Consider the following 22,908-nt stretch of genomic DNA (forward strand, 5'->3'; position numbering starts at 1 on the left):
CGGCGCGACGATGTTCACGTTCGTCGGCTGACGGCCGGCACGCGTCCCCGGCGATCTCGCCGCGGGTGGCCGCCTGCGGCGACGCGTCGGGGCGGTGCGGGTTAGCCCCTCGTCCGGCGGGTATGCCGCCGCCTGCACCTGGCCAGAGGGGGCTGGAGGTCGAATTCCGGTGACCGAAGCGTTCTTCGAGCAGTTGGCGAGCACGGAGTTTGAGCCGCGGCTGTGCCGGCTGTCCGGCAGCGTCCGGTTCGACATCCGCGACGGTGATCGGGTGCGGAGGTGGCTGCTGACCATCGACCAGGGCAGGCTGCGGCTGTCCCAGGACGATGGTCCCGCCGACGCCGTGTTCACCATGTCCTCCGAGGTCGCGGACACCATGGCGCGGGGTGAGCTGAACGGGCTGGCCGCGATCCTGCGCGGCGAGATCATGGTCGACGGCGACTTCGGCCTGGCGCTGCGGATGGGTCTGCTGTTCCCCGCGCCGGCCGTGCCGCGCGAGGCCGGTGCGCCCTGGACGCGGGGGGCGGCCAGGTGAGGGACATCGCGGGCACCGTGTCGTGCATCGACGGCAACTCGTTCATCGTGTCCGACTCCAGCGGTGACGTGGACGCCGCGCCCGACACGCCGACCGGGTTGTTCGCCGCCGACACCCGCTTCCTCTCCCGCTGGATCCTCACGATCGGCGGCGAGCGGCTGACCGCGCTGTCGGTGGACGACAGCCAGTACTTCGAGGCGGCGTTCTTCCTGGTTCCGGGCGGGCAGACCGACTACGTGCAGGCCGACGTGTCGGCGATCCGGCGGCGGCGGATCGGGCCGGACCTGACCGAGTCGGTGACGGTGTTCAACTACGGCGAGCACGACGTCGACCTCGACGTGCGGCTGGAGGTGGCCGCCGACTTCGCCGACATCTTCGACATCAAGTTCGACGTCCGCGAGAAGGCCGGCACCTACTACTCCGAGGTCGGTGACAGCGAACTGGTGCTGGGCTACCGACGCGGCACGTTCCGGCGGGAGGTGCGCGTCTCGGCGAGTGAGCCGGCCAGCGTCGATGCGCGCGGCGTCCGGTTCCGGCCCCGGCTGCGGCCCGGGCAGCAGTGGTCCACGCAGCTACGGGTGACGATGCGGGTGCTGCGTCCCGACGGCCACGACTGGCGCGCGGCGGTGCGCGCGCTGCGCCCGGACGACTCGACCCTGCCGGACGCCGTACGCGCGTGGGTCACGCAGGCACCCCGGCTGGACACCGACAACAGCGCTCTGCGGCAGGTGTACCAGCGCAGCATCGTGGACCTGGCGGCGCTGCGCTTCGCACCGCTGTCCCTCGGCGGCGCCACCGTGCCAGCGGCGGGGCTGCCCTGGTTCATGACCCTGTTCGGCCGCGACAGCCTGCTGACCTGTCTGCAGACCCTGCACGTCACACCGTCGCTGGCCCCGCCGACGCTGCGCATCCTCGCGTTCCTCCAAGGCGGTCGCCGGGACGACATCCTCGACGAGGACCCCGGGCGGATCCTGCACGAGCTGCGCTACGGCGAATCGGCCGCCTTCGAGGAGCAGCCCCACTCGCCGTACTACGGCACCGTGGACGCCTCGCCGCTGTTCGTGGTGCTGCTCGACGAGTACGAGCGGTGGACCGGTGACGGGGCGCTGGTCAAGGAGTTGGAGAAGGAGGCCCGGGCGGCCCTGGAGTGGATCGACCGGTACGCGGACCTGACCTCCACCGGCTACGTCTGGTACGAGCGGCGCAACCGCGCCACCGGCCTGGAGAACCAGTGCTGGAAGGACTCCTGGGACGGCGTCTCCTACGCCGACGGCAGGCTGCCGGGCTTTCCCCGGGCCACCTGCGAGGTGCAGGGCTACGCCTACGACGCCAAGGTCCGCGCGGCCCGCCTCGCGCGCGCGTTCTGGGACGACCCCGCGTACGCCGACCGGCTGGAGCGGGAGGCGGCGGCGCTGAAGGACCGGTTCAACCGGGACTTCTGGATCGACGAGCGCGGCTACTACGCGCTCGCCCTCGACCACGACGGCACCCCCGTGGACGCCCTGTCCTCCAACATCGGGCACCTGCTGTGGAGCGGCATCGTGCCCCCGGACCGGGCCCCGCGCATCGTCGAGCACCTGATGGGCCCCGCGCTCTTCTCCGGCTGGGGGGTACGCACCCTCGCCGAGGGTCAGGGCCGCTACAACCCGCTCGGCTACCACAACGGGACCGTCTGGCCCTTCGACAACTCGTTCATCGCCTGGGGCCTGCGCCGCTACGGGTTCGCCGCCGAGGCCGGTCGCATCGCCGAAGGCATCATCGCCGCCGCGACCTACTTCCACGGCCGCCTGCCGGAGGCCTTCGGCGGCTTCGACCGCCAGACGACCCGGTACCCCGTCCGCTACCCCACCGCCGGCAGCCCCCAGGCGTGGTCCAGCGGCGCGTCCCTGCTCCTCATCCGGGCCATGCTCGGCATCGACCCGCACGAGGGGCACCTCGCCGTCGACGCGGCGCTCCCACCGAGCTTCCAGCGGATCGCGCTGCTGGACATTCCCGGCCGCTGGGGCAGGGTCGACGCCTTCGCCCGTCACCGCCCCGACCAGCCGCCGACCGACGCCACCGGCGGCTACCCCTCCCCCCTGCTCGGCTAGCGACCGGCGGCGCCCACCGGGGACGACGGTCGGAGCCGCACAGCACGACGGTCGGAGCCGATGGGCGCAGCGGTCGGAGCCCGTGGAGCGTGACGCCCGGAGCCGGAGGGCGCGGTGGGTGACGGCGTGGGGAATCACCCGGCGTCCCCGGCGCGGCGGCGTCGGCCCTAGGCTGGGACGGGCGCACGGCGGAGCCGCCGCCGTCGGCCGGGGGAGGCCTCGATGACCACAGTGGACGACGCCAGCGGGGCGTCACGCGTGGCGGAGCCCGGCGAGGGGATCACCGCCGAGGAGTTGCAGCTCGCCGCCCGCAACCACGGCATCCCGCTGGAGGCGCTGCGCTACGACGTGACCCCGGCCGGCCTGCACTACCTGCTCATCCACTACGACATCCCGGACCTCGACCCGGCCACGCACGCGCTGACCGTGGCCGGCGCGGTGGACCGGCCGCTGACGCTCGACCTGGCCGCGCTGCGCGAGCGACCCCGGGTCACCCGACGGGTGACGCTGGAGTGCGCGGGCAACGGGCGCGCCCTGCTGCACCCGCGGCCGGTCAGTCAGCCGTGGCTGGTCGAGGCGGTCGGCAACGCCGAGTGGACGGGCACGCCGCTGGCGCCGCTGCTGCGCGAGGCCGGCATCGCCGCCGACGCCGTGGACGTGGTCTTCACCGGCGCCGACCACGGGGTGGAACGCGGTGTCGAGCAGGACTACCAGCGGGCGCTGCCGGCGGCCGACGCGCTGCGCGAGGAGGTGCTGCTGGCGTACGAGATGAACGGGGCCCCGCTGCTGCCGCAGCACGGCGCCCCGCTGCGGCTGATCGTGCCCGGCTGGTACGGCATGGCGCACGTCAAGTGGCTGCGCGCGATCGACGTACGCACCGAGGCGTTCGACGGCTACCAGAACGCGGTCGCGTACCGGCTGCGTGAGGACGCCGACGACCCCGGGGTGCCGGTGACCCGCATCGAGCCGCGGGCGCTGGTCCGTCCGCCCGGCTTCCCCGACTTCATGTCCCGCACCCGCGTGCTGCGTGCCGGTCCGTGCACCCTGGACGGTCGCGCCTGGTCGGGCCACGCACCCGTCGCCTCGGTGGAGGTCACCACCGACGGCGGGGTCAGCTGGCGACCGGCCACTCTGGACGAGCAGGTCGGCGGGGAGTTCGCCTGGCGCCGGTGGCGGTACGAGTGGACGGCCACGCCGGGCAGGCACGTCCTCGGGGCCCGTGCCACCGACGCCTCCGGCCGCAGTCAGCCGGTCGGGCAGCGGTGGAACCGGGGCGGCTTCGCCAACAACCTCGTCCAGCGCGTCGAGGTCGTGGTGCCGTCGGACTGAGGCCGGCCGCCGGGGCGGAAGGCAACGACGGCCGCGCGGCGGTGGGGACGCCGACGGGGCCGTACGCCCGGCGGCGGGACCGTCGGGCGGGACCGGCGGTGGGTCAGCCGCCGAAACCGGAGTCGGCGGGCAGCGAGATGTCGGGCTTCTCCAGCTCCTCGACGTTGACGTCCTTGAAGGTCATCACCCGGACGTTCTTCACGAACCGGGCGGGACGGTACATGTCCCACACCCAGGCGTCGTGCATCTCGACCTCGAAGTAGACCTCGCCGTCGGAGTTGCGCACGTGCAGGTCGACCTGGTTGGCCAGGTAGAACCGGCGCTCGGTCTCCACCACGTAGGAGAACTGGCGGACAATGTCGCGGTACTCCCGGTAGAGCTGGAGCTCCATCTCGGTCTCGTACTTCTCGAGGTCTTCCGCGCTCATCGCACTCCGCCTTCCATGACCACATCTTCCCCCACCGACGCCGGAGGCCGAGGCTGCTCGCCCAACGCCACGCCGACGGTACCCCCTGGCGGGCAGGAGCGCTCCATCGGCTCGTCCCGCCTCGCATCCGCCGGCCGACGCGCGCGGGGCGGGGCGCCGTCGCGACCGGACACCGCCGCCACGTTGACGTACGAGAACCGGTGCTCCCGGCACGGCCCCCGCTCCCGCAGCGCCGCGGTGTGCTCCGCGGTGATGTAACCCTTGTGCTCGGCGAACCCGTAGCCCGGGAACGCCCCGTCCAACTCGACCATCATCCGGTCCCGGGTCACCTTGGCCAGCACGCTCGCCGCCGCCACGCAGGCCGCCACCCGGTCGCCCTTCCACACGGCCAGCCCCGGCACGTCGAGGCCGTCCACCCCGAAGCCGTCGGTCAGCACGTAGTCGGGCCGGGTCGTCAGCGACGCCAGCGCGCGGCGCATCGCGGCCAGGTTGCACACGTGCAGGCCCCGCTCGTCGACCTCCTCGGCGGGAACGACCACCACGGCGTACGCGAGCGCGCGGGACACGACCTCGTCGTGGATGCGCTCCCGGCTCGCGGGGGTGAGCAGCTTGGAGTCGGCCAGCCCGTCGATCTCGCCGCGCCGCCCTTCGGGCAGGATCGCGGCGGCGGCGACCAGCGGCCCGGCGCAGGCGCCGCGACCCGCCTCGTCGGCCCCGGCGACGTGCCGGAAACCGCGCCGCTGCAGCGCGCGCTCCAGCGCGTAGAGCCCGCCCTCGCGGCGCACCACGGTGCGCGGGGGCGTCAGCACGGCGCGTCCTCGTGGCCGTCGACGCCTTCCTGGCGCCCGCCCACCCCGACCGTCGGCGCCGCCGGAGCGGCCAGCGCCCGGGCCAGCACCGCCGGCAGGTCCGGCGGGTAGTACCGCTCCCCGCTGGCGACCAACTCGTCCGGGAGCCACCACCGGTGCGCGGCGACGCTGGCCCGCTCGACGTCGCTGAAGCCCGCGGTGTCGACCTCGTGACCCGTCACCCGCACCAGGAAGAACTCCTGTTCCTGCCGGTACCACACGCCGTCGAAGGGGAACTCCGTCACGTCGCGGTGCACGGGCGCCCCGAACGCCGTCGCCGGCAGCCGCAGCCCGGTCTCCTCGGCCAGCTCCCGCGCCGCGCACTCGGGGTAGGTCTCCCCCTCGTCCAGGCCGCCGCCGGGGGTGAACCACCAGCGCCCGTGCTCGGGGCGGGCCGGGTCGGAGCCGCAGAAGAGCAGCACCCGACCCGTCGCGTCGACGAGCAGGACGCGCGCCGCGCGCCGAGGGGTGTAGACGGTCACCGCACCAGCCTGCCAGACGCCGCCGACAACGCCCACGCCCGGCGGCCCCTATGGTTCGGGGATGGCCTCGTACGACTCGGGCACGCTCAGCCAGGTGGCCCGGCCGACGGGCCAGAAGACGGTGAAGGCCCGCCCCACGACCTCGCCCTCGGGAATCGTGGCGACGGTGATGTCCTGACCGGACTGCTGCCAGTGCTCCAGCGAGTCGCCCGACGCCTCGCGGTGGTCGCCCATCACCCAGAGCCGGCCCTTCGGGACGGTGATGTCGAACTCCTCGGCGGTCTTGTCGCCAGGGTAGATGTAGGGCTCGTCCAGCGGCTTGCCGTTGATCACCAGCCGGTCCTGCGCGTCGCAGCAGACCACGTGGTCGCCGCCGACGCCGATGACGCGCTTGATGAAGTCCTCGCCGTCGGGGTTGGCGCTCCACTCCATGGGGGCCTTGAAGACGATCACCTCACCCCGGCGCGGGGACCGGAAGTCGTAGACCAGCTTGTTGACCAGCACCCGATCGTCGATCTGGAGGGTGTTCTCCATCGACGGGGAGGGGATGAAGAAGGTCTGCAGCACGAAGGCACGCACCAGCACCGCGACCAGGATCGCCACACCCAGGAGGATGGGCAGCTCCTTCCAGAAGGAACTGCGCGGCTTGTCGGTCTGCTCGTCAATCACGGCACGAGCCTACGTTGCCCGGCCGGACGCCACCGTCCGGAACGCGCGAGAACGGCGAGCGCGGCAGCGGTCGGGGCCAACAGCACCAGATTGCCGTCCGGCGTGGGGCGGACCGGGGGCGGCGCGCCGGTGGAGGCGGCCGGTGGGTCGGCGACGTCGTCGAAGGTCGCGGGCACCGACAGCCCGCTCCACCGCGACGACGGCCAGACCACCGTGAACGCCCGGCCCACCACGTTCTCGATCGGCACCGGCCCCTGGCAGCGGGCGTCCTGGGAGACCATCCGGTGGTCGCCCATCACGAAGATCTGCCCGGGCGGGACCACGACCTCCTCGAAGCGCCGGGAGCGGCACTCGCGGGGGTTGGGCGGGATGTCGAGCGGCGAGTCCCGCAGGACGTACGACGACTCGTCGAGCGGGGTGCCGTTGACCAGCACCCGCCCCTCGGCGTCGCAGCACTTCACCCGGTCGCCGGGCAGGCCGATGACCCGCTTGATGAAGTCCTTCTCGCCAGGGCGGCTGACGCCGACCAGGTCGCCGACGGTCCGGCTGAGCTTGGCCGCGAACCCGGGCTCGGGCTCCTCGTCGACCTGCGGGGCCCAGCGCTCGGTGCCCCGGAAGACGACGACCTCGCCCCGCACCGGGTCGCGTACGTCGTAGACGACCTTGTTGACCAGGACCCGGTCGCCGACGAGGAGGGTGTCCTCCATCGAGCCGGAGGGGATGAAGAACGCCTGGAGCAGGAAGGTGCGGATCAGCACCGCCAGGCAGAACGCGACGACGAGCAGCAGCGGCAGCTCCTGCCAGAGGGGCATCTGTCGGCGGGGCCGGCGGGCCCGACGTCGCCACGGGTCGACGGCGCCGTCCTCGTCAAGCGTCTGCACCACGCCACTCTCCGGTCAGCAGAAATGACACTACCGCCCGGGAACCCCGTCGGGGCTCCCCGTGCGGTAGTGGCCGTCGCTCCGCCGTGGTGGCGGGACGTCGCCCGGCTGCGCCCGTAGCGACCAGGGTAGTGCGGTCCGGTCGGTACGACATACGCGCAGCTCGGGCGGCGTGGCGAGCGCGAGGGTCAGCTGGGCTGCTTCTCGCGCTTCTCCTTGATCTTGGCCTTCTTGCCGCGCAGCTCGCGCAGGTAGTAGAGCTTGGCCCGGCGCACGTCACCGCGGGTCACGACCTCGATCCGGTCGATCGCCGGGCTGTTGATCGGGTAGGTGCGCTCGACACCGACACCGAAGCTGATCTTGCGAACCGAGAAGGTCTCGCGCAGACCGTCACCCTGGCGGCGGATGACGACGCCCTGGAAGATCTGGACACGGGACCGGTTGCCCTCGACGACCCGGGCGTGCACCTTCACGGTGTCACCGGCACGGAAGTCGGGGAGGTCGGTGCGCTTCGACTGGGCGTCAAGGGCGTCCAGGATGTTCATCGCTGCGTCCTCGTGAGGCTCACGGCGCACCGTCAATCGGTGCGCGGGTGGGTGATTCTGATCCCCGGATGGTGGTCGGTGACCCGACCCCGGTCGAGGATCCTCGCAGCCGGCCGCGGCGCGGCCGGTTGCGGCAACCCCCCTACTTTGCCACATCCCCCGACGGCACCTGAAATCCGGCCCGGTCCAGCGCGGCGACGTCCCGCTTGTCGAGCCGGCCCGGGTCCAGCGCCGCGAGCATGTCGGGCCGGCGGTCCGCGGTGCGGGTCAGCGCCTCGTCGCGCCGCCAGCGGGCGATCCTGCCGTGGTCACCGGAGCGGAGCACCTCCGGCACCTCCAGCCCGCGCCAGGCCGCCGGCTTCGTGTACATGGGGGCCTCCAGCAGCCCGTGCGCGTGCGACTCCTCGGCCAGCGAGCCCGCGTTGCCGAGCACGCCGGGCAGCAGCCGGGTGACCGCCTCCAGGATCACCAGCACGGCCACCTCCCCGCCGAAGAGGACGTAGTCGCCGAGGGAGACCTCGGTCACCGGCATCCGGGTGGCGGCGTGGTCGAGCACCCGCTGGTCGATGCCCTCGTACCGGCCGCAGGCGAAGAGCAGGTGCGGCTCGGCGGCCAGCTCGTGCGCCATCGCCTGGGTGAAGGGGGCGCCGGTCGGCGCCGGCACCACCAGCCGGGGCGCGGTCACCTCCGCCGGGGCGAGGGCGTCGAGCGCCTCGCCCCACGGCTCCGGCCGCATCACCATGCCGGGCCCGCCGCCGTAGGGCGTGTCGTCGACCGTGCGGTGCACGTCGTGGGTCCAGATCCGCAGATCGTGTACGGCCAGCCGCAGCGTGCCGTTCGCCCGTGCCCTCCCGATCAGCGACAGGTCGAGCGGGGCGAAGTACTCCGGGAAGATCGACACGATGTCGACGCGCATGCGGGGGTGCTCCAGCGGTTCTACAGATCGAGCAGACCGGCCGGCGGGTCGACGACGACGCGACCGCCGGCGAGGTCAACCTCGGGGACGATCGCCTTGACGAACGGGATGAGCGCCGTGCCGCCCTCGGGTCGGCGCAGCACCAGCAGGTCGGACGAGGGGGCGTGCTCGATCCGGGCCACCTCGCCCAGCCGGTCGCCGTCGGGGTTGACCACGGCCAGCCCGACGAGCTGGTGGTCGTGGAACTCCTCCGGGTCCTCCGGCGCGCCGACCTCGCCGCTGTCGACCCCGATCAGCGTGCCGCGCAGCGCCTCGGCGACGTCCCGGTCGAGAATGCCCTCGAACGCGACCAGCATCCGCCCCTGGTGCCAGCGGGCGGACTCCACGACAAGTTCGGCGGGCACCCGGAAGGCCTCCCCGCGCTCGGACGCGGCCGGCGGCGGGGCCGCCCCGGGCTCGGTGCGCAGCACCTTCCCCGGGGCGAACCGCGCTTCGGGCTCGTCGGTCCGCACCTCCACGGTGACCTCACCGCGGATGCCGTGCGGCTTGCCGATCCTGCCGACGATGAGCAGCATCAGTACGAGTCGACGATGTCGACGCGCACACCGCGCCCGCCGATGGAGCCGATCACCTGGCGCAGCGCCTTGGCGGTCCGCCCGGACCGCCCGATCACCGTGCCGAGGTCCTCCGGGTGCACGCGGACTTCCAGCCGCTTGCCCCGACGGGAGTCGACCATCCGGACGCGTACGTCATCGGGGTGGTCGACGATGCCCTTGACCAGGTGCTCCAAGGCCGGACGCAGAGGCATGTCAGGCCTGCTCACCGGCGTCGGCAGCGGCAGCCGGGGCCTCGGCCGCAGCCTCGGTCTTCGGCGCCTCGGCCAGAGCCTCCGCCTTGGCGGCCTTCTTGGCCGGCTTGGCCGGCGTCTCGGCCAGCCCGGCGGCGGCCTTCGCCTCGGCCTCGTACGCCGCGGTGCGGTCGACCCGCTCCGGGGCGACCTTCAGCGGCGGCGGGGCCGGCAGGCCCTTGAACTTCTGCCAGTCACCGGTCAGCTCCAGCAGCCGCTGCACCGCCTCGCTCGGCTGGGCGCCGACGGACAGCCAGTACTGGACCCGCTCCGACTTGACCTCGATCACCGAAGGGTCTTCCTTCGGCTGGTAGACCCCGACGAACTCGATCGCCCGGCCGTCGCGCTTGGTGCGCGAGTCGGCGATGACGATGCGGTACTGCGGGTTGCGGATCTTGCCCATCCGCAGGAGCCGGATCTTTACGGCCACAGTTGTTTCGCTCCTGTTGCGATCTCACCTGCCCGAACGGGCGGTGCACGGGTGAGTGTCGACCGGCACAGTGGGGTTGGGCCGGAGACTGCTCGGTGGACTGGCGACGTGCCCGGGTTAGAGGGCGCCGGACGCGCGCCGGATACCAGCCAGCCATTCTGCCAGATCCGGCCCGGATCTCTCACACCGGACCGCCCCCGGTCACCCGCGCGGCGGCGGAAGTGACCGAAAGCACAGTCGCCGGCCGACTGCGGCGGGCGCGGGATCAGCGCACCGGGGGGCGGTCCCAGCCCGGCGGCAGCTCGTCGGGGACCAGCCAGTCGGACGGCGGGGTGAAGTCGCACCAGGTGCCGTCGAACGGGAACTCCCCCGCCTCGGCCAGCGCGATCACCCGCTTCCCCTCGGCCCGCACCGCGTCCGGGTCGGGCACCCAGTAGTGGTCGGGGAAGGCCAGCCGCTCGGCGAACTCCTCCTCGTCCTTCCACTCCCAGCTGCGGTCGGGGCGCACCAGCACGTCGAGGTCCTGGTCCACCATGTCGACGCCGGCGAGCGTGCCGTCGTCCCAGCGCACCCCGGGCTCCTCCAGGTTGACGTACCAGGTGGCGAAGCGGTCGTGCGCGTCGCGGAACCACCACACCGAGTGGGCGGCCCCGGCGGGCAGGAACTTCAGCACGGACGGGCCGTCCCACCGGCCGGTGGCCAGCCCGTACGACGAGGAGATCCACTCGGTGAACGGCACCGCCCGCATGCCCAGCCCGGCCTCGGTGACCTCGCTCGCGACCGGCGCGTCGCGGGGCACCCAGAGCAGCAGGCCCCGGTCGTCGTCGCTGACCACGCGCGCGGTGCGGGCCCAGCCGATCCGCCCCCGCCGCACGTTGCGGTGCACGATCAGCCGCCCAGGTTCGAATCTCACGCCCCGACCCTACCGGCGCCCGGCGGGCTCCCGCCCCGTCGACCCGCGGGCGCCGGGACGCGCACGGCCGGCCCCGCGAGGCGGGACCGGCCGTGCGGCGTACGGGTCGGTCAGTAGGCGCGGGCCAGGATGGCGACCAGGTCGGGCTCGTCCTCGGAGTCGGGCACCGAGCCGTCGGCGCGCAGCAGGCAGCGCACGGTGACGCCCTGGCCGTTCGCCTCCGCCTCGCCCTGCACGCCGACCGCCGACCACGGCACCCGGGCCCAGCCGGTGGCCGCCGCCTCGATGGCCTCGGCCAGCGTCGAGACCTCGACGGTGCGGGACTGCCGGTGGGCCAGCGCCTGGTCGTGCAGGGCCCGCTGGTCGGCGTCGAGGGCGGCCAGCACGGCGGTGACCACGTCGGCCACCGGCGTCGGGGACTTCGAGCCGTCGGTGCGCCGGACCACGACCGCGTTGCCGGCGGCCAGGTCGCGGGGGCCGACCTCGACGCGTACGGGATAGCCGCGCAGCTCGGCGTCGACGGCCCGGCGGCCGAACGGGGTGTCGGTGCGGTCGTCGAGCGCGACCCGGACCCCGGCGTCGCGCAGGGCGTCGCGCAGCTTGGCCGCCGCTTCTCCGACGCCCTCGCCGTCCTTGACCACCATGACGTACGCCTGCACGGGCGCCAGCTTCGGCGGCACCCGCAGGCCGTTGTCGTCGCCGTGGCACATGATCAGGCCGCCGAGCATGCGGGTGGAGGTGCCCCAGGAGGTCGTCCAGGCGTGCTCCCGGCCGCCCTCGGCGGAGGAGTAGCTGATGTCGAACGCCTTGGCGAAGTTCTGCCCCAACTCGTGGCTCGTGCCGAGCTGGAGGGCCTTGCCGTCACCCATCATGCCTTCGCAGGTGTAGGTGGCGGTGGCCCCGGCGAAGCGCTCCCGGGCCGTCTTCAGGCCGACGACCACCGGGATGCCGAGCACGCTGACCATCAGGTCCTCGTACGCCTCGTGCAGGATCCGGCGCGCGTAGGCGCGGGCGTCGGACCGGGTGGCGTGCGCGGTGTGCCCCTCCTGCCAGAGGAACTCGCTGGTGCGCAGGAAGATCCGGGGGCGCAGCTCCCAGCGGACCACGTTGGCCCACTGGTTGAGCAGCAGCGGCAGGTCCCGGTAGGAGTCGATCCACTTGGCCATGAACTCGCCGATGACGGTCTCGCTGGTGGGGCGCACCACCACCGGCTCGGCGAGCTGCTTGCCGCCGCCGTGGGTGACGACCGCGAGTTCCGGCGAGAAGCCCTCGACGTGCTCCGCCTCACGCTTGAGGTAGCTCTCGGGGATGAAGAGCGGGAAGTACGCGTTCTCCGCGCCCGCCGCCTTGATCCGGGCGTCCATCTCGGCCTGCATCCGCTCCCAGATGGCGTAGCCGGCCGGTCGGATGACCATGGTCCCCCGGACCGGGCCGTTGTCGGCCAGCTTCGCCTTGGCGATCAGGTCCTGGTACCAGCGGGGAAAGTCCTCCGCACGGGGAGTGAGCACGCGTGCCATGACCGCACATCCTATGCGTCGGCCGAAGGGACGACGCCATCGGGCGCGACGTCGCCGGTGTCCGCCGTGCCGGCCGGTGTGGCGGGTCGTAGGATTCGACCACCATGGGTGACGTGAGGGAGGGCATCCGTTCGCGGGAGGCGATCGTCGAGGCCGCCCGGGCGTTGACCATCGCGACTGGCTGGGACGGCGTCCGGATGGGTGCCGTCGCGCGCGCGGCGGGAGTGAGCCGGCAGACGGTCTACAACGAGTTCGGCACCAAGGCGGGGCTGGCCGAGGCGCTCGCCCGGTGGGAGGTCGACCGGTTCGTGGGCGCGGTTCGCGCCCTGCTGAACGCCCATGGCGACGACGTCCGGGCCGCCGCGCACGCCACCATCTCGCACACCCTCGTGGAGGCGGCCAACGACCCGCTGATCAAGGCCGTCCTGACCAGCACCCGGGGCGGCTCGGACGAGCTGCTGCCCTACCTCACCACCCGGTCGGAGCTGGTCCTGACCGAGGCCACCGAGGTGCTGCTGGAGTGGGCCGACCGCGTGTTGCCGGGCGCCGACCGGGACGCGGTCGCCTTCGCCACGGACTCGGTCGTCCGGTTGGTGATCAGCCACATCGTCCTCCCGGGCGCCCCCGTCGCGCAGACCGCCGCCGCCCTCGCAGACCTGGCGGTGTTCCTGCTCGCGCACGCGGTCACCCGGGGCGACGGGACCGGCTGACCGGCCGCCGGGGTCAGCGCACGACGCGGCCGCGCAGCACGATGCGGGCGGGGTCGCGTACGGCGCGCAGGTCGGCGCGCGGATCCTCGGCGTAGACCACGAGGTCCGCCAGGCCGCCCTCGACCAGCCCGGGGAAGCCGAGCCACTCGCGGGCCCGCCAGGACGCGGCGGCGAGCACCTCCGTGGTGGACATGCCGGCCTGCTCGTGCAGCAGCAGCATCTCCTCTGCGGCGAGGCCGTGGTCGATGCCGCCGCCGGCGTCGGTGCCCACGAAGATCGGCACGCCGGCCTCGTGCGCCGAACGGACCACCTCGGGGAAGCGGTCGCGCAGGGCGAGCATGTGCTCGGCGTAGCCGGGGAACTTCTCCCGGGCCTGCTCGGCGATCCCGCCGAAGGTCCGGATGTTGATCATCGTGGGGACGAGGGCGGTGCCCCGGCGGGCCATCTCGTCGATCAGGTCCAGGCTCAGGCCGGTGCCGTGCTCCACCGAGTCCACCCCGGCGCGCACCATGATCTCCACGGCCGACTCGGAGAAGGTGTGCACGGCGGCGCGTACGCCGGCGGCGTGCGCGGCTTGGACGGCGGCCGTCATGGTGTCGGCGTCCCACGCGGGGGCCAGGTCGCCGACCCCCCGGTCGATCCAGTCGCCGACCAGCTTCACCCAGCCGTTGCCGGCGCGCGCCTGCGCTGCCACCGTCGCCGCCACCTCCGCCGCCCCCACCTCGACGCCGATGTCGCGCAGGTAGCGCTTCGGCGGCGCGACGTGCCGGCCGGCGCGGGCCAGCCGCGGCAGGTCGGGCTCGTCGTCGAGTTCGGGGTACGGGTACGGCGACCCGGCGTCGCGGATGGCGAGGACCCCGGCGTCCCGATCGACGCGGGCCAGCTCGCGGGCCTGGTCGAGCGAGGTGACCGGGGCGCCGCCGCGGGCGATGCCGATGTGGCAGTGCGCGTCGATCAGACCGGGCAGCACGAACCCGCCGTCGGCGATAGTCTCCGCGCCGGGCACCGGGGTGAAGGTGACCCGGTCGCCGACCAGCCACAGGTCACGGACCTCGTCGTCGGGCAGCACCACGCCGCGTACGTGCCAGGCCATGCGTCCTCCGTCTGCGCGCAAATGGGCGGTCCGTCCGCCATTCTTCCCGGTCGGCACGGGCCGGGGACGCCCGGGTGCAGCGGGTCCGCCGGTCCGCCGGCCGCGCCCGGCCCCACTCGGCGCGGCCGGCCTCGACTGCACTGCGTAGCCCTACCGCCACCGGGCGACACGAACGGTCGATTGACAGATTTCTTTATTTACGCATGTCTTGATGAAGAGATCCTTCGTCACCAGGATGCTCCCAGGCGTCCGGACACGGGCGTCCACAGTGTCGCCTCACCCCAAAGGAGCGTCGGGACAGTGTCACCACGACGATGGCGAATGGCCGCGGTCGGCCTGGCGGTCGGCCTCACCCTGCCGATCGGCACCGCGGCGCCGGCCGCCGCCGCACCGGACTCCGCCGACACGAAGGGCAGGGCGGTGGCCGCGAAGGTCGACGGGAAGGTCACCACCCGGCTCGCCCGCGAGGGCAGGGCCAGCTACTGGGTCTTCCTGGACAGCAAGGCCGACCTGTCCGGCGCGGCCAGCCTGCGCGGTAAGACGGAGAAGGCCGCCCACGTCCACCGCACCAAGACCGCCCACGCCGAGCGCAGCCAGGCCGGCCTGCGCGCCATGCTGGCCCGCAAGGGCGCGGAGTTCACCCCGTTCTGGCTGGTCAACGCGATCAGGGTGACCGGCGACGCCGGGTTGCTCGGTGACCTCGCCGTGCGCACCGACGTCGCCGAGATCCTCGCCGACGACCCGGTCGAGATCCCGAAGCCGCTGCCCGGCGAGACCGTCCCCACCACCAACGCCACCGAGTGGAACATCGACCGGATCAACGCGCCGCGGGTCTGGAACGAGCTGAACGTACGCGGCGAGGGCATCGTGGTCGCCAACATCGACAGCGGCGTCGACGTCACCCACCCCGCCGTGGCGGCCAGCTACCGGGGGCGCAACGGTGACGGCACCCTCGACCACAACTACAACTGGTTCGACCCGGCCGACGTCTGCCCCACCGACGCCCCGTGCGACAACAACAACCACGGCACGCACACCATGGGCACGATGGTCGGCTCGGACGGCGCCAACGTGATCGGCGTGGCCCCGGGCGCCCGTTGGATCGCCGCCAAGGGCTGCGAGACCAGCGGCTGCTCGCGAGCGTCGCTGCTCGCCTCCGGCCAGTGGATCGTCGCCCCCACCGACCTCAACGGCGCCAACCCGCGCCCGGACCTCGCCCCGGACGTCGTGAACAACTCCTGGGGCTCCAGCGCGTACGACCCGTGGTACACCGAGATCGTCTCGTCGTGGGTGGCCGCGGGCATCTTCCCGGCCTTCTCCAACGGCAACAGCGGCCCGAGCTGCAACACCTCGGGCAGCCCCGGGTCGTACACGATCAGCTACAGCTCCGGCGCGTTCGACGTGAACAACGCGATCGCCAGCTTCTCCAGCCGGGGCACCGGCGAGAACGGCGACATCAAGCCGAACATCGCCGCGCCGGGCGCCAACGTCCGCTCCTCGGTGCCGGGCGGCTACTCGGCGCTCAGCGGCACGTCGATGGCCTCCCCGCACACCGCGGCGACCGTGGCCCTGATGTGGTCGGCCTCGCCGGCCCTGCAGGGTGACGTCGCCGAGACCAAGCGCATCCTCGACGACACCGCGATCGACGTCGACGCGCTCACCTGCGGCGGCACCGTCGACGACAACAACGTCTTCGGCGAGGGCCGGCTCGACGCGTACGCGGCGGTCGACGCCACCCCCCGGGGCGCCCTCGGCGCGCTGGGCGGTCGGGTCACCTCCGGCGGCAACCCGCTGGCCGGGGCGGACGTGACGGTCACCGGCCCGATGACCCGCGTCACCAGCACCGGCGCCGACGGCTCGTACGCGCTCGACCGGCTGATGGTGGGCAGCTACACGGTCTCGGTGAGCAAGTTCGGCTACACCACGGCAACGACCTCGGTGGCGATCACCGAGAACCAGACGGTCGACGCGGACGTCGCCCTCGAGGCGGCCCCCTCGGCCACGCTCAGCGGCACGGTGCGCACCTCGAACGGCACGGCCGGCGGCGCCACCGTCGCCGTCCTCGGCACCCCGCTCACCGCCACCGCCGACGCCGACGGCCGCTACTCCGTGACCGTGCCGCACGGCACGTACGACGTCCGCTTCGCGCACACGTACCGCTGCTCGGACGAGGTGACCAGGTCGGCGCAGGTCGGCGCGGACACCGTCCTGGACGTCACCCTGCCCGACCGGGTCGACTCCTTCGGGTACGCCTGCGGCCCGGCCGGTGGCTCGTTCGTCGCCGGCACCCAGCTGCTGGAGACGCTGACCGGTGACAACAGGTCCGTCCCCGTCACGCTGCCCTTCCGGGTCCCGCTCTACGGCAACTCCTACCGGCAGGCATGGGTGAGCACCAACGGCGTGCTCGGCTTCGGCACCTCGTCGACCAGCCGCCTCAACACCGCCCTGCCGAACACCACCAACCCCGACCTCGCGCTCTTCCCGTTCTGGGACGACCTCTACGTGGAGGAGGACTCGGGGGTCTACACGGCCGTCACGGGTGCCGCGCCGCGCCGCACCTTCGTGGTGGAGTGGCGCAACGTGTCGATCTTCGCCGACCGGTCGATGCGGCTGACCTTCAGCGCCGCCATCGGTGAGGACGGCTCGATCACCTACCGGTACGCCGACATCGACGGCGACGGCGCGGAGACCGGCACCGGCGCGACGATCGGCCTGGAGAACGTCGACGGCACCGTCGGCTTCGAGTACTCGTACAACGCCCAGGCGGTCGCCGACGGCACGGCGATCACGTTCCGCGCCACCCGCAGCGGAGTGCTCTCCGGTGTGGTCACCGACGCCAACGACGGGCGCCCGGTCGCCGGGGCCACCGTGACCGCCCGGGTGGGCGACGCGACGGCCACCCAGACCACGGAGGCCGACGGCACGTACCTGATCCAGGCCCCCGCCGGCACGGTCGAGTTCGCCATCGACAAGCAGCACTACGAGGCGGCGTCGGGCTCGGTGGCGGTGCAGGCCGGCGCGGCCGAGGTCCGTTCGGCGGCGCTGCGTACCGCACGCGTCGGCACCCCGACGAGCGAGCTGACCGTCGTCTCGGGGGCCGAGCAGACCCGGAGCCGACAGATCACCCTCAGCAACACGGGGGTGCTCGACACCGACGTCACGGTCTCCGAACTGAACTCCGACGGCACGCCGCAGGACGTCAGCTGGCTCGGCCTGTCGGGTGCCACCGTCACCCTGGGCAGCGGCGGCCGGCACACCGTCGGCGTGGCGACCAGCACCGCCGGCCTGGCCCCCGGCAGCTTCCACCAGGCCAAGCTGCGGATCTCCTCGGCCAGCGGACGCCAGCCCGTCCTGGACGTCCCGGTCACCCTGGTGGTGCCGCGCACCACCCTGGCGATCGACGCCGGTGCGACGTCGGCCCGCGCCGACGTCGAGGGCCAGACCTGGTCGCCGGACCGGGCCTGGGCCGCCGGCGGCGCCGGCTACCTCGGCACTTCCAGCCGCCGGACGACCAGCACCCCGATCACCGGCACCAACGACCCGGCCCGCTTCGCCAGCCAGCGGGAGGGGATGTACGAGTACCGCGTCGACGGTCTCGCGGACGGCCACTACACGGTGGAGCTGGACTTCGCCGAGGTGAAGCGGCAGTACCCGGACCGGCGGGTCTTCGACGTGCTGATCGAGGGCCAGGAGGTGCTGCCGTCGCTGGACGTGGCCGGTGAGGTGGGCAGCTACGCCGCGCTGAGCCGGACGTACACGGTGCGGGTGATCGACGGCCAGCTCAACGTGCGGTTCGTGACGCACAAGGGCTACAGCGTGCCGATCGTGAACGCGCTGCGCGTCACCGACCGGCCGGACCTGCTGTCCTGACGGTCGTACGAGAAACGGGGCCCGGCCGGTGACGGCCGGGCCCCGTCCGTGTGGACCGCAGGGCGCTCAGCCCTCGTCACGCGCCAGTAGCCCGGCCCGCCGCGTCGTCAGTGCGGGCAGGTCGACGGAGACCTTCCAGGGCCGCTCGGTGACGAAGAGGTCCTCGGTGTGGGTCAGCACCTCGTACTCGCCGGTGGGGCCGAGCGTGTACTCCGTCAGGGTCATCCGCTCGTGCAGCGGGTCGACCACCCAGTACGTCCGCACCCCGGCGTGCGCGTAGACCTTCGCCTTGTCGTAGAGGTCGCGGAACGTGGAGGTCGGCGAGAGGACCTCGACGGCCAGCAGCGCGTCCTCGACGGGGACGGGCGAGCGGTCGGCGTGCTCGCGGCGGATGGCGACCACGTCGGGGCGCGGCTCGTTGCGGCGGTCGATGCGCATCGACAGGTCGATGCTGACCAGGTATTCGGCGGGGCAGTTGACCCGGAGCGCGAGCAGCAGCTCGACGCACAGGTCCTGGTGCACGGCGGTGGGGTACGGCACGATCAACCTTCCGTTGACCAACTCGTACGGAAGGTCCTTCGGCAGGTCACCGAGGTCGTCGACCGTCCACTCCGACCGCTCGGGCAGGATGGGTGCCACGGTCATGACTCCTCCTTCCAGGGGCGACATCACCCTAGGCAAGGATCATGTCACCCGCGGTCAGCGACACGCCTCAGCGGGGCCGGCCGTCGCCGCCCTTGCCGAGCTTGTTGAAATCGATCTTCGGCAGCTTGAAGCCCGGCGGGAGGCCCTGGCCGGCGGCCAGGTCGTTCGGGTCCATGCCCGGCGGGAGCTGCGGCATGCCGCCCGGGAAACCGCCCGGCATCCCGGCGCCCGCCCCGGCGCGCGGCCGGTTGCCGCCCTTGGTGCCCTTGCGCTTGTTCTTCGGCGACTTGGTCGCCTTGCGCCGGCCGCCGCCCGGCAGGCCCATCATGCCGCCCATCTGCTTCATCATCTTCTGCGCGTCGGCGAAGCGGTTGAGCAGCTGGTTGACGTCCATCACCGTGACGCCGGAGCCGTTGGCGATGCGGGCCCGGCGCGAGCCGTTGATGATCTTCGGGTTGGTGCGCTCGGCGGGGGTCATCGACCGGATGATCGCGGTGACCCGGTCGAAGTGCTTGTCGTCGACCTCGGCGAGCTGGTCCTTCATCTGCCCCATGCCGGGCATCATGGCCAGCACGTTGGCGATGGGGCCCATCCGCCGGACCGCGATGAGCTGGTCGAGGAAGTCCTCCAGGGTGAACTGCTCGCCGCCCATCAGCTTGGCGGTCATCTTCTCCTTCTGATCGGTGTCGAAGGCCTGCTCGGCCTGCTCGATCAGAGTGAGGACGTCGCCCATGCCGAGGATCCGGCTGGCCATCCGGTCGGGGTGGAAGACGTCGAAGTCCTCCAGCTTCTCGCCGGTGGAGGCGAAGAGGATCGGCTGCCCGGTGACCTCCCGGACCGACAGCGCGGCGCCACCGCGGGCGTCGCCGTCGAGCTTGGAGAGGACCACGCCGGTGATGCCCACGCCGTCGCGGAACGCCTCGGCGGTGCGCACCGCGTCCTGGCCGACCATCGCGTCGATGACGAAGATGACCTCGTCCGGGTCGACCGCGTCGCGGATGTCGGCGGCCTGCTGCATCATCTCGGCGTCGATGCCGAGCCGGCCGGCGGTGTCGACGATGACGATGTCCCGGGCGGCCCGCTTCGCGTGCTCGATCGAGGCGCGGGCCACCTGCACCGGGTCGCCGGTGCCGTTGCCGGGCTCGGGGGCGTACACCTCGACGCCGGCGCGGCCACCGAGCACCTGGAGCTGCCCGACGGCGTTGGGGCGCTGGAGGTCGGCGGCGACCAGCAGCGGCTGGTGGCCCTGGGCCTTGAGCCAGCGGGCCAGCTTGCCGGCGAGGGTGGTCTTGCCGGAACCCTGGAGGCCGGCGAGCATGATCACCGTCGGCGGCTGCTTGGCGAACTGGAGCCGCCGCCCCTCGCCGCCGAGGACGTTGACGAGCTCCTCGTTGACGATCTTGATGATCTGCTGCGCCGGGTTGAGCGCCTGGGAGACCTCGGAGCCGCGCGCCCGCTCCTTGACGTTGGCGATGAAGCCCTTGACCACCGGCAGCGCGACGTCCGCCTCCAGCAGCGCGAGGCGGATCTCGCGCGCGGTGGCGTCGATGTCGGCGTCGGTGAGCCGACCCTTGCCGCGGAGCTTGGTGAAGATCCCGGACAGGCGGTCACTCAAGGTGTCAAACACGCGAACATCCCGTTTGTCAGTGTTCCGGCAGGCACATCGGCGACCGGGCGAGGTGTCCGGCCACCGCTAGGGTAGCCGGCCGGCCGCACGGCCGCTCCGGGCCGGGCACAGCCGGGGCGACCGACGCGGGCCACGGCGCGCCCGGGCCAAGGCGCTGGGCGGACTCCCCCGGGGCCGGCCGTGGCCCCCTTCTCACACCGCCGCCAGCACCGCGGCCTCCAGCCGGGCCCGGTCCGCCTCGGCCGGCCAGCCGCCGACGAGGTAGAAGGCGTCGACGACGTCCCCGCCGAGGGTGGAGATGCGGGCCGCCCGCACCTGGGCGCCGGCCTCGTCGAGGGCGCAGGTCACCCGGTAGAGCAGGCCGGCCGCGTCGGCGGCCCGCAGCTCCAGCAGTACGGCGTCGGTGGCCGCCTCCCGGTGCCACACCACCCGTGGCGCGGCCCCGCCGGCCCGCGCCGCCAGGGCCCGGCCGCGCAGCCGCTGGGTGACCGAGACGTCGCCGTTCACCGCGCGGCGCAGGTCGGCGCCGAGGGCGATCGGGTCGGGCGCGAGCCCGTAGCGGGGCTGCACCCGGCACTCGACCAGGGCCCGGCCGTCGACGGTCGAGGCGTCGGCGGAGAGCACCTCCAGCCGGTGCAGCGCCAGGCAGCCGGCCACCGTCGCGAGCAGGCCGCGCCGGTCCGCCGCGGCCACCGCCACCCGGTCGGCCGACAGGTGTACGACCGGCAGGGGCCCCGCCAGCAGCGCCGGGTCGGGGGCGGGCGGGGCGGGCGGCACGCCGGTGTCCAGCGCGGTCCGCACCCGGGCGACCAGCTCGGCCACCAGCCGGCCCTTCCACTGCGACCAGGCGGCCGGCCCCGTGGCGGCGGCGTCGGCACGCACCAGACCGTGCAGCAGGTCCAGCGTGGCCGGGTCGCCGACCCGTTCGGCCACGCCCGCGATGGTGACCGGGTCGGCGAGGTCCCGCCGGGTGGCCACGTCGGGCAGGAGCAGGTGCAGCCGGACCAGCGTGCCGATCAGCGCCACCTCCGGGGCGGGCAGGCCGATCCGGGCGGCCACCGCCTCGGCCAGCGGCGCCCCGACGGTGCTGTGGTCGCCCGGGAGCCCCTTGCCGACGTCGTGCAGGAGGGCGCCGAGCAGCAGCAGGTCGGGGCGGTCCACCTCGCGGGTGTGCCGGCTGGCCTCGTACGCGGTCTGCACGAGGTGCCGGTCGAGGGTGAACCGGTGCACGGGGTTGTGCTGCGGGAGGCTGCGCAGCCGCGTCCACTCGGGCAGCCAGCCCTCGATCAGCCCGTACCGGTCGCAGGTCTCCCAGGCCGGCACCAGGCCGGGGCCGGCGCCGAGCAGGGTGATCAGCGCGGCCCGGGCCTCGGCCAGCCACGGCGCCGGCAGCGGCGGGCAGTACGCGGCCAGCCACTCGCAGGTGGCCCGCGCGATCGGCAGCCGGGTGACGGCCGCAGCGGCGGCGACCCGCAGCGACAGGCTCGGGTCGGGGCGTGCCCCGATCGCCGTGCGGGCCAGCACCAGCTCGCCGTCGTGCTCGACGACGTCCCGGGCGACCGGTCGGCGCAGCGGCCGCCCGTCGGCGCCCCGGCGGCGACCCGAGCGCAGCCGGTCGGCGGCGCGGAAGGCGTCGTCGAGGGCGTGGCCGACGGTCCGGGCGTCCCCGGCGACCCGGCGCAGCAGCGCGTCGCCGTCGCCGACGACCCGGGCCCCCCACGGGGCGTCGGGCGGGTCCGGCCGCGCGGGTTCGGACGGCGGAAGGTGCCGCAGGCCGAGCAGCGCGGCCACCCCGTCGCGCTCCTGGGCGACCAGGCGGTCGACCCGGCGGCCGACCTGCCGGTGCAGCGCGTCGCGGGTGTCCAGCAGCCGCAGGTGCGCGGCGCGGACGGCGGGGCGCAGCGCGTCGGTGATCCCGGCGGTGGCGACCGCCCGCAGGATGCCCACGTCACGCAGCCCGCCGGCCGCCTCCTTCAGGTCGCCCTCCAGCAGGAACGCCAGCTCGCCGTGGGCCGCCCAGCGGGCGGCGGTGATCTCGCGCAGCGCCGGGAGCTGCCGCACGGCGGTCCGCCGCCAGTGGTCGACGGCGGTACGCACGAGCGTGTCCGCCAGCGCGGCGTCCCCGGCGACCAGCCGCGCGTCGAGCAGCCCGAGGGCCACCTTCACGTCGTCCTGGGCGACGGAGAGCGCCTCGGCGACGGTCCGGACGGAGTGGTCCAGCCGCAGTCCGGCGTCCCACACCGGATACCAGACGGAGGCGGCCAGCTCGTCCACGCCGGGCACCCCGGCGTGCAGCAGGACCAGGTCGAGGTCGCCGTGCGGCGCGCACTGCCGGCGGCCCAGCCCGCCGACGGCGATCAGCGCCACCCCGGGCCGCCGGGGCAGCAGCCCGCGCAACCACCGGTCGTACGCGTCGGCCCGCGCCGCCCGCGCCGCCTCCCCGACGCCGACGACCTCGTCGACCAGGAGTCCGGCGCCGCCGGTGTGTTCCGACGCGTCCTTCCTGGTCGACGAGGTCATGTCGGTCGGCGCCC

20 protein-coding genes and 1 pseudogene are annotated in these 22,908 nt (G+C 73.6%); 5 read left to right on the plus strand and 16 right to left on the minus strand.

Annotation, left to right across the window (positions count from 1 at the left end; all coding sequences use genetic code 11):
• Nucleotides 1–169 precede the first annotated feature (169 nt).
• From GA0070610_RS20490 to GA0070610_RS20500, 3 genes are all read left to right on the plus strand, one after another.
• Nucleotides 170–535 carry an SCP2 sterol-binding domain-containing protein gene (locus GA0070610_RS20490; protein ID WP_157747194.1) on the plus strand — a complete coding sequence of 122 codons (366 nt, stop codon included), beginning with the start codon at nt 170–172 and terminating at the stop codon, nt 533–535.
• On the plus strand, nt 532–2,625 hold the full coding sequence (locus GA0070610_RS20495; RefSeq protein ID WP_392567263.1) for an amylo-alpha-1,6-glucosidase: 2,094 nt from the start codon (nt 532–534) through the stop codon (nt 2,623–2,625). The genes GA0070610_RS20490 and GA0070610_RS20495 overlap by 4 nt, the downstream gene beginning before the upstream one ends.
• A 222-nt stretch (nt 2,626–2,847) precedes the next feature.
• Complete coding sequence (locus tag GA0070610_RS20500) at nt 2,848–3,954, plus strand: sulfite oxidase (RefSeq protein WP_089001544.1); 1,107 nt, start codon at nt 2,848–2,850, stop codon at nt 3,952–3,954.
• A 103-nt stretch (nt 3,955–4,057) separates the two neighbouring features.
• Here the strand turns inward: GA0070610_RS20500 and GA0070610_RS20505 are convergent, their stop codons facing one another.
• The 12 genes and pseudogenes from GA0070610_RS20505 to proS form a co-directional block, all read right to left on the minus strand.
• Nucleotides 4,058–4,381 carry a DUF2469 domain-containing protein gene (locus tag GA0070610_RS20505; RefSeq protein ID WP_007075222.1) on the minus strand — a complete coding sequence of 108 codons (324 nt, stop codon included), beginning with the start codon at nt 4,379–4,381 and terminating at the stop codon, nt 4,058–4,060.
• Nucleotides 4,378–5,190, minus strand: a complete 813-nt coding sequence (locus tag GA0070610_RS20510) for a ribonuclease HII (RefSeq protein ID WP_089001545.1) — start codon at nt 5,188–5,190, stop codon at nt 4,378–4,380. The genes GA0070610_RS20505 and GA0070610_RS20510 overlap by 4 nt, the downstream gene beginning before the upstream one ends.
• Complete coding sequence (locus GA0070610_RS20515; RefSeq protein WP_089003630.1) at nt 5,184–5,711, minus strand: NUDIX hydrolase; 528 nt, start codon at nt 5,709–5,711, stop codon at nt 5,184–5,186. Before GA0070610_RS20515 ends, GA0070610_RS20510 begins: the two co-directional genes overlap by 7 nt.
• A 48-nt stretch (nt 5,712–5,759) precedes the next feature.
• Nucleotides 5,760–6,380, minus strand: a complete 621-nt coding sequence (lepB, locus tag GA0070610_RS20520) for a signal peptidase I (RefSeq protein ID WP_089001546.1) — start codon at nt 6,378–6,380, stop codon at nt 5,760–5,762.
• Between the two features lie 9 nt (nt 6,381–6,389).
• Nucleotides 6,390–7,264 (minus strand): annotated as a pseudogene (gene lepB / locus GA0070610_RS20525) (signal peptidase I).
• A gap of 185 nt (nt 7,265–7,449) precedes the next feature.
• Nucleotides 7,450–7,806 (minus strand): 50S ribosomal protein L19, encoded by a 357-nt coding sequence (gene rplS / locus GA0070610_RS20530; RefSeq protein ID WP_089001547.1) that lies wholly within the window; start codon nt 7,804–7,806, stop codon nt 7,450–7,452.
• Nucleotides 7,807–7,948: 142 nt separating this feature from the next.
• Complete coding sequence (gene trmD, locus GA0070610_RS20535) at nt 7,949–8,722, minus strand: tRNA (guanosine(37)-N1)-methyltransferase TrmD (RefSeq protein ID WP_089001548.1); 774 nt, start codon at nt 8,720–8,722, stop codon at nt 7,949–7,951.
• Nucleotides 8,723–8,742: 20 nt separating this feature from the next.
• On the minus strand, nt 8,743–9,294 hold the full coding sequence (gene rimM, locus GA0070610_RS20540) for a ribosome maturation factor RimM (RefSeq protein ID WP_172896700.1): 552 nt from the start codon (nt 9,292–9,294) through the stop codon (nt 8,743–8,745).
• Nucleotides 9,295–9,296: 2 nt separating this feature from the next.
• The gene (locus GA0070610_RS20545; RefSeq protein ID WP_172862164.1) at nt 9,297–9,557 is read right to left on the minus strand and encodes an RNA-binding protein; all 261 of its coding nucleotides are present in this window, start codon (nt 9,555–9,557) and stop codon (nt 9,297–9,299) included.
• Nucleotides 9,532–9,999 (minus strand): 30S ribosomal protein S16, encoded by a 468-nt coding sequence (gene rpsP / locus GA0070610_RS20550; RefSeq protein WP_089001550.1) that lies wholly within the window; start codon nt 9,997–9,999, stop codon nt 9,532–9,534. Before rpsP ends, GA0070610_RS20545 begins: the two co-directional genes overlap by 26 nt.
• A 265-nt stretch (nt 10,000–10,264) precedes the next feature.
• Nucleotides 10,265–10,912 (minus strand): DUF402 domain-containing protein, encoded by a 648-nt coding sequence (locus GA0070610_RS20555; RefSeq protein ID WP_089001551.1) that lies wholly within the window; start codon nt 10,910–10,912, stop codon nt 10,265–10,267.
• Between the two features lie 110 nt (nt 10,913–11,022).
• Nucleotides 11,023–12,429, minus strand: a complete 1,407-nt coding sequence (gene proS, locus GA0070610_RS20560) for a proline--tRNA ligase (protein WP_089001552.1) — start codon at nt 12,427–12,429, stop codon at nt 11,023–11,025.
• A gap of 104 nt (nt 12,430–12,533) precedes the next feature.
• Between proS and GA0070610_RS20565 the strand changes: the two genes are divergently transcribed.
• Complete coding sequence (locus tag GA0070610_RS20565) at nt 12,534–13,139, plus strand: TetR family transcriptional regulator (RefSeq protein ID WP_089001553.1); 606 nt, start codon at nt 12,534–12,536, stop codon at nt 13,137–13,139.
• Nucleotides 13,140–13,152: 13 nt separating this feature from the next.
• Here the strand turns inward: GA0070610_RS20565 and GA0070610_RS20570 are convergent, their stop codons facing one another.
• Nucleotides 13,153–14,232 carry an amidohydrolase family protein gene (locus GA0070610_RS20570; protein ID WP_089001554.1) on the minus strand — a complete coding sequence of 360 codons (1,080 nt, stop codon included), beginning with the start codon at nt 14,230–14,232 and terminating at the stop codon, nt 13,153–13,155.
• 321 nt (nt 14,233–14,553) lie between these two features.
• Between GA0070610_RS20570 and GA0070610_RS20575 the strand changes: the two genes are divergently transcribed.
• Nucleotides 14,554–18,102 (plus strand): S8 family serine peptidase, encoded by a 3,549-nt coding sequence (locus GA0070610_RS20575; RefSeq protein WP_089001555.1) that lies wholly within the window; start codon nt 14,554–14,556, stop codon nt 18,100–18,102.
• 66 nt (nt 18,103–18,168) lie between these two features.
• Here the strand turns inward: GA0070610_RS20575 and GA0070610_RS20580 are convergent, their stop codons facing one another.
• The 3 genes from GA0070610_RS20580 to GA0070610_RS20590 all read right to left on the minus strand — a co-directional run bounded on the left by GA0070610_RS20580 (nt 18,169) and on the right by GA0070610_RS20590 (nt 22,894).
• Nucleotides 18,169–18,747, minus strand: coding sequence for a Uma2 family endonuclease (locus GA0070610_RS20580; RefSeq protein ID WP_089001556.1), 579 nt, complete (start codon nt 18,745–18,747; stop codon nt 18,169–18,171).
• Nucleotides 18,748–18,814: 67 nt separating this feature from the next.
• Nucleotides 18,815–20,374, minus strand: coding sequence for a signal recognition particle protein (ffh, locus tag GA0070610_RS20585; protein WP_089001557.1), 1,560 nt, complete (start codon nt 20,372–20,374; stop codon nt 18,815–18,817).
• Between the two features lie 192 nt (nt 20,375–20,566).
• Nucleotides 20,567–22,894, minus strand: coding sequence for a [protein-PII] uridylyltransferase (locus GA0070610_RS20590; RefSeq protein ID WP_089001558.1), 2,328 nt, complete (start codon nt 22,892–22,894; stop codon nt 20,567–20,569).
• Nucleotides 22,895–22,908: the final 14 nt, after the last annotated feature.

Source organism: Micromonospora echinofusca (assembly GCF_900091445.1).
Classification (GTDB): Bacteria; Actinomycetota; Actinomycetes; order Mycobacteriales; family Micromonosporaceae; genus Micromonospora; species Micromonospora echinofusca.

Excerpts from the sequence above, each read along its gene's own strand:
- GA0070610_RS20500 (WP_089001544.1), top strand. The coding sequence starts at position 2,848 with ATGACCACAGTGGACGACGCCAGCGGGGCGTCACGCGTGGCGGAGCCC.
- GA0070610_RS20505 (WP_007075222.1), bottom strand. The coding sequence starts at position 4,381 with ATGAGCGCGGAAGACCTCGAGAAGTACGAGACCGAGATGGAGCTCCAG.
- rplS (WP_089001547.1), bottom strand. The coding sequence starts at position 7,806 with ATGAACATCCTGGACGCCCTTGACGCCCAGTCGAAGCGCACCGACCTC.
- trmD (WP_089001548.1), bottom strand. The coding sequence starts at position 8,722 with ATGCGCGTCGACATCGTGTCGATCTTCCCGGAGTACTTCGCCCCGCTC.
- proS (WP_089001552.1), bottom strand. The coding sequence starts at position 12,429 with ATGGCACGCGTGCTCACTCCCCGTGCGGAGGACTTTCCCCGCTGGTAC.
- GA0070610_RS20565 (WP_089001553.1), top strand. The coding sequence starts at position 12,534 with ATGGGTGACGTGAGGGAGGGCATCCGTTCGCGGGAGGCGATCGTCGAG.
- GA0070610_RS20570 (WP_089001554.1), bottom strand. The coding sequence starts at position 14,232 with ATGGCCTGGCACGTACGCGGCGTGGTGCTGCCCGACGACGAGGTCCGT.
- GA0070610_RS20575 (WP_089001555.1), top strand. The coding sequence starts at position 14,554 with ATGGCCGCGGTCGGCCTGGCGGTCGGCCTCACCCTGCCGATCGGCACC.
- GA0070610_RS20580 (WP_089001556.1), bottom strand. The coding sequence starts at position 18,747 with ATGACCGTGGCACCCATCCTGCCCGAGCGGTCGGAGTGGACGGTCGAC.
- GA0070610_RS20590 (WP_089001558.1), bottom strand. The coding sequence starts at position 22,894 with ATGACCTCGTCGACCAGGAAGGACGCGTCGGAACACACCGGCGGCGCC.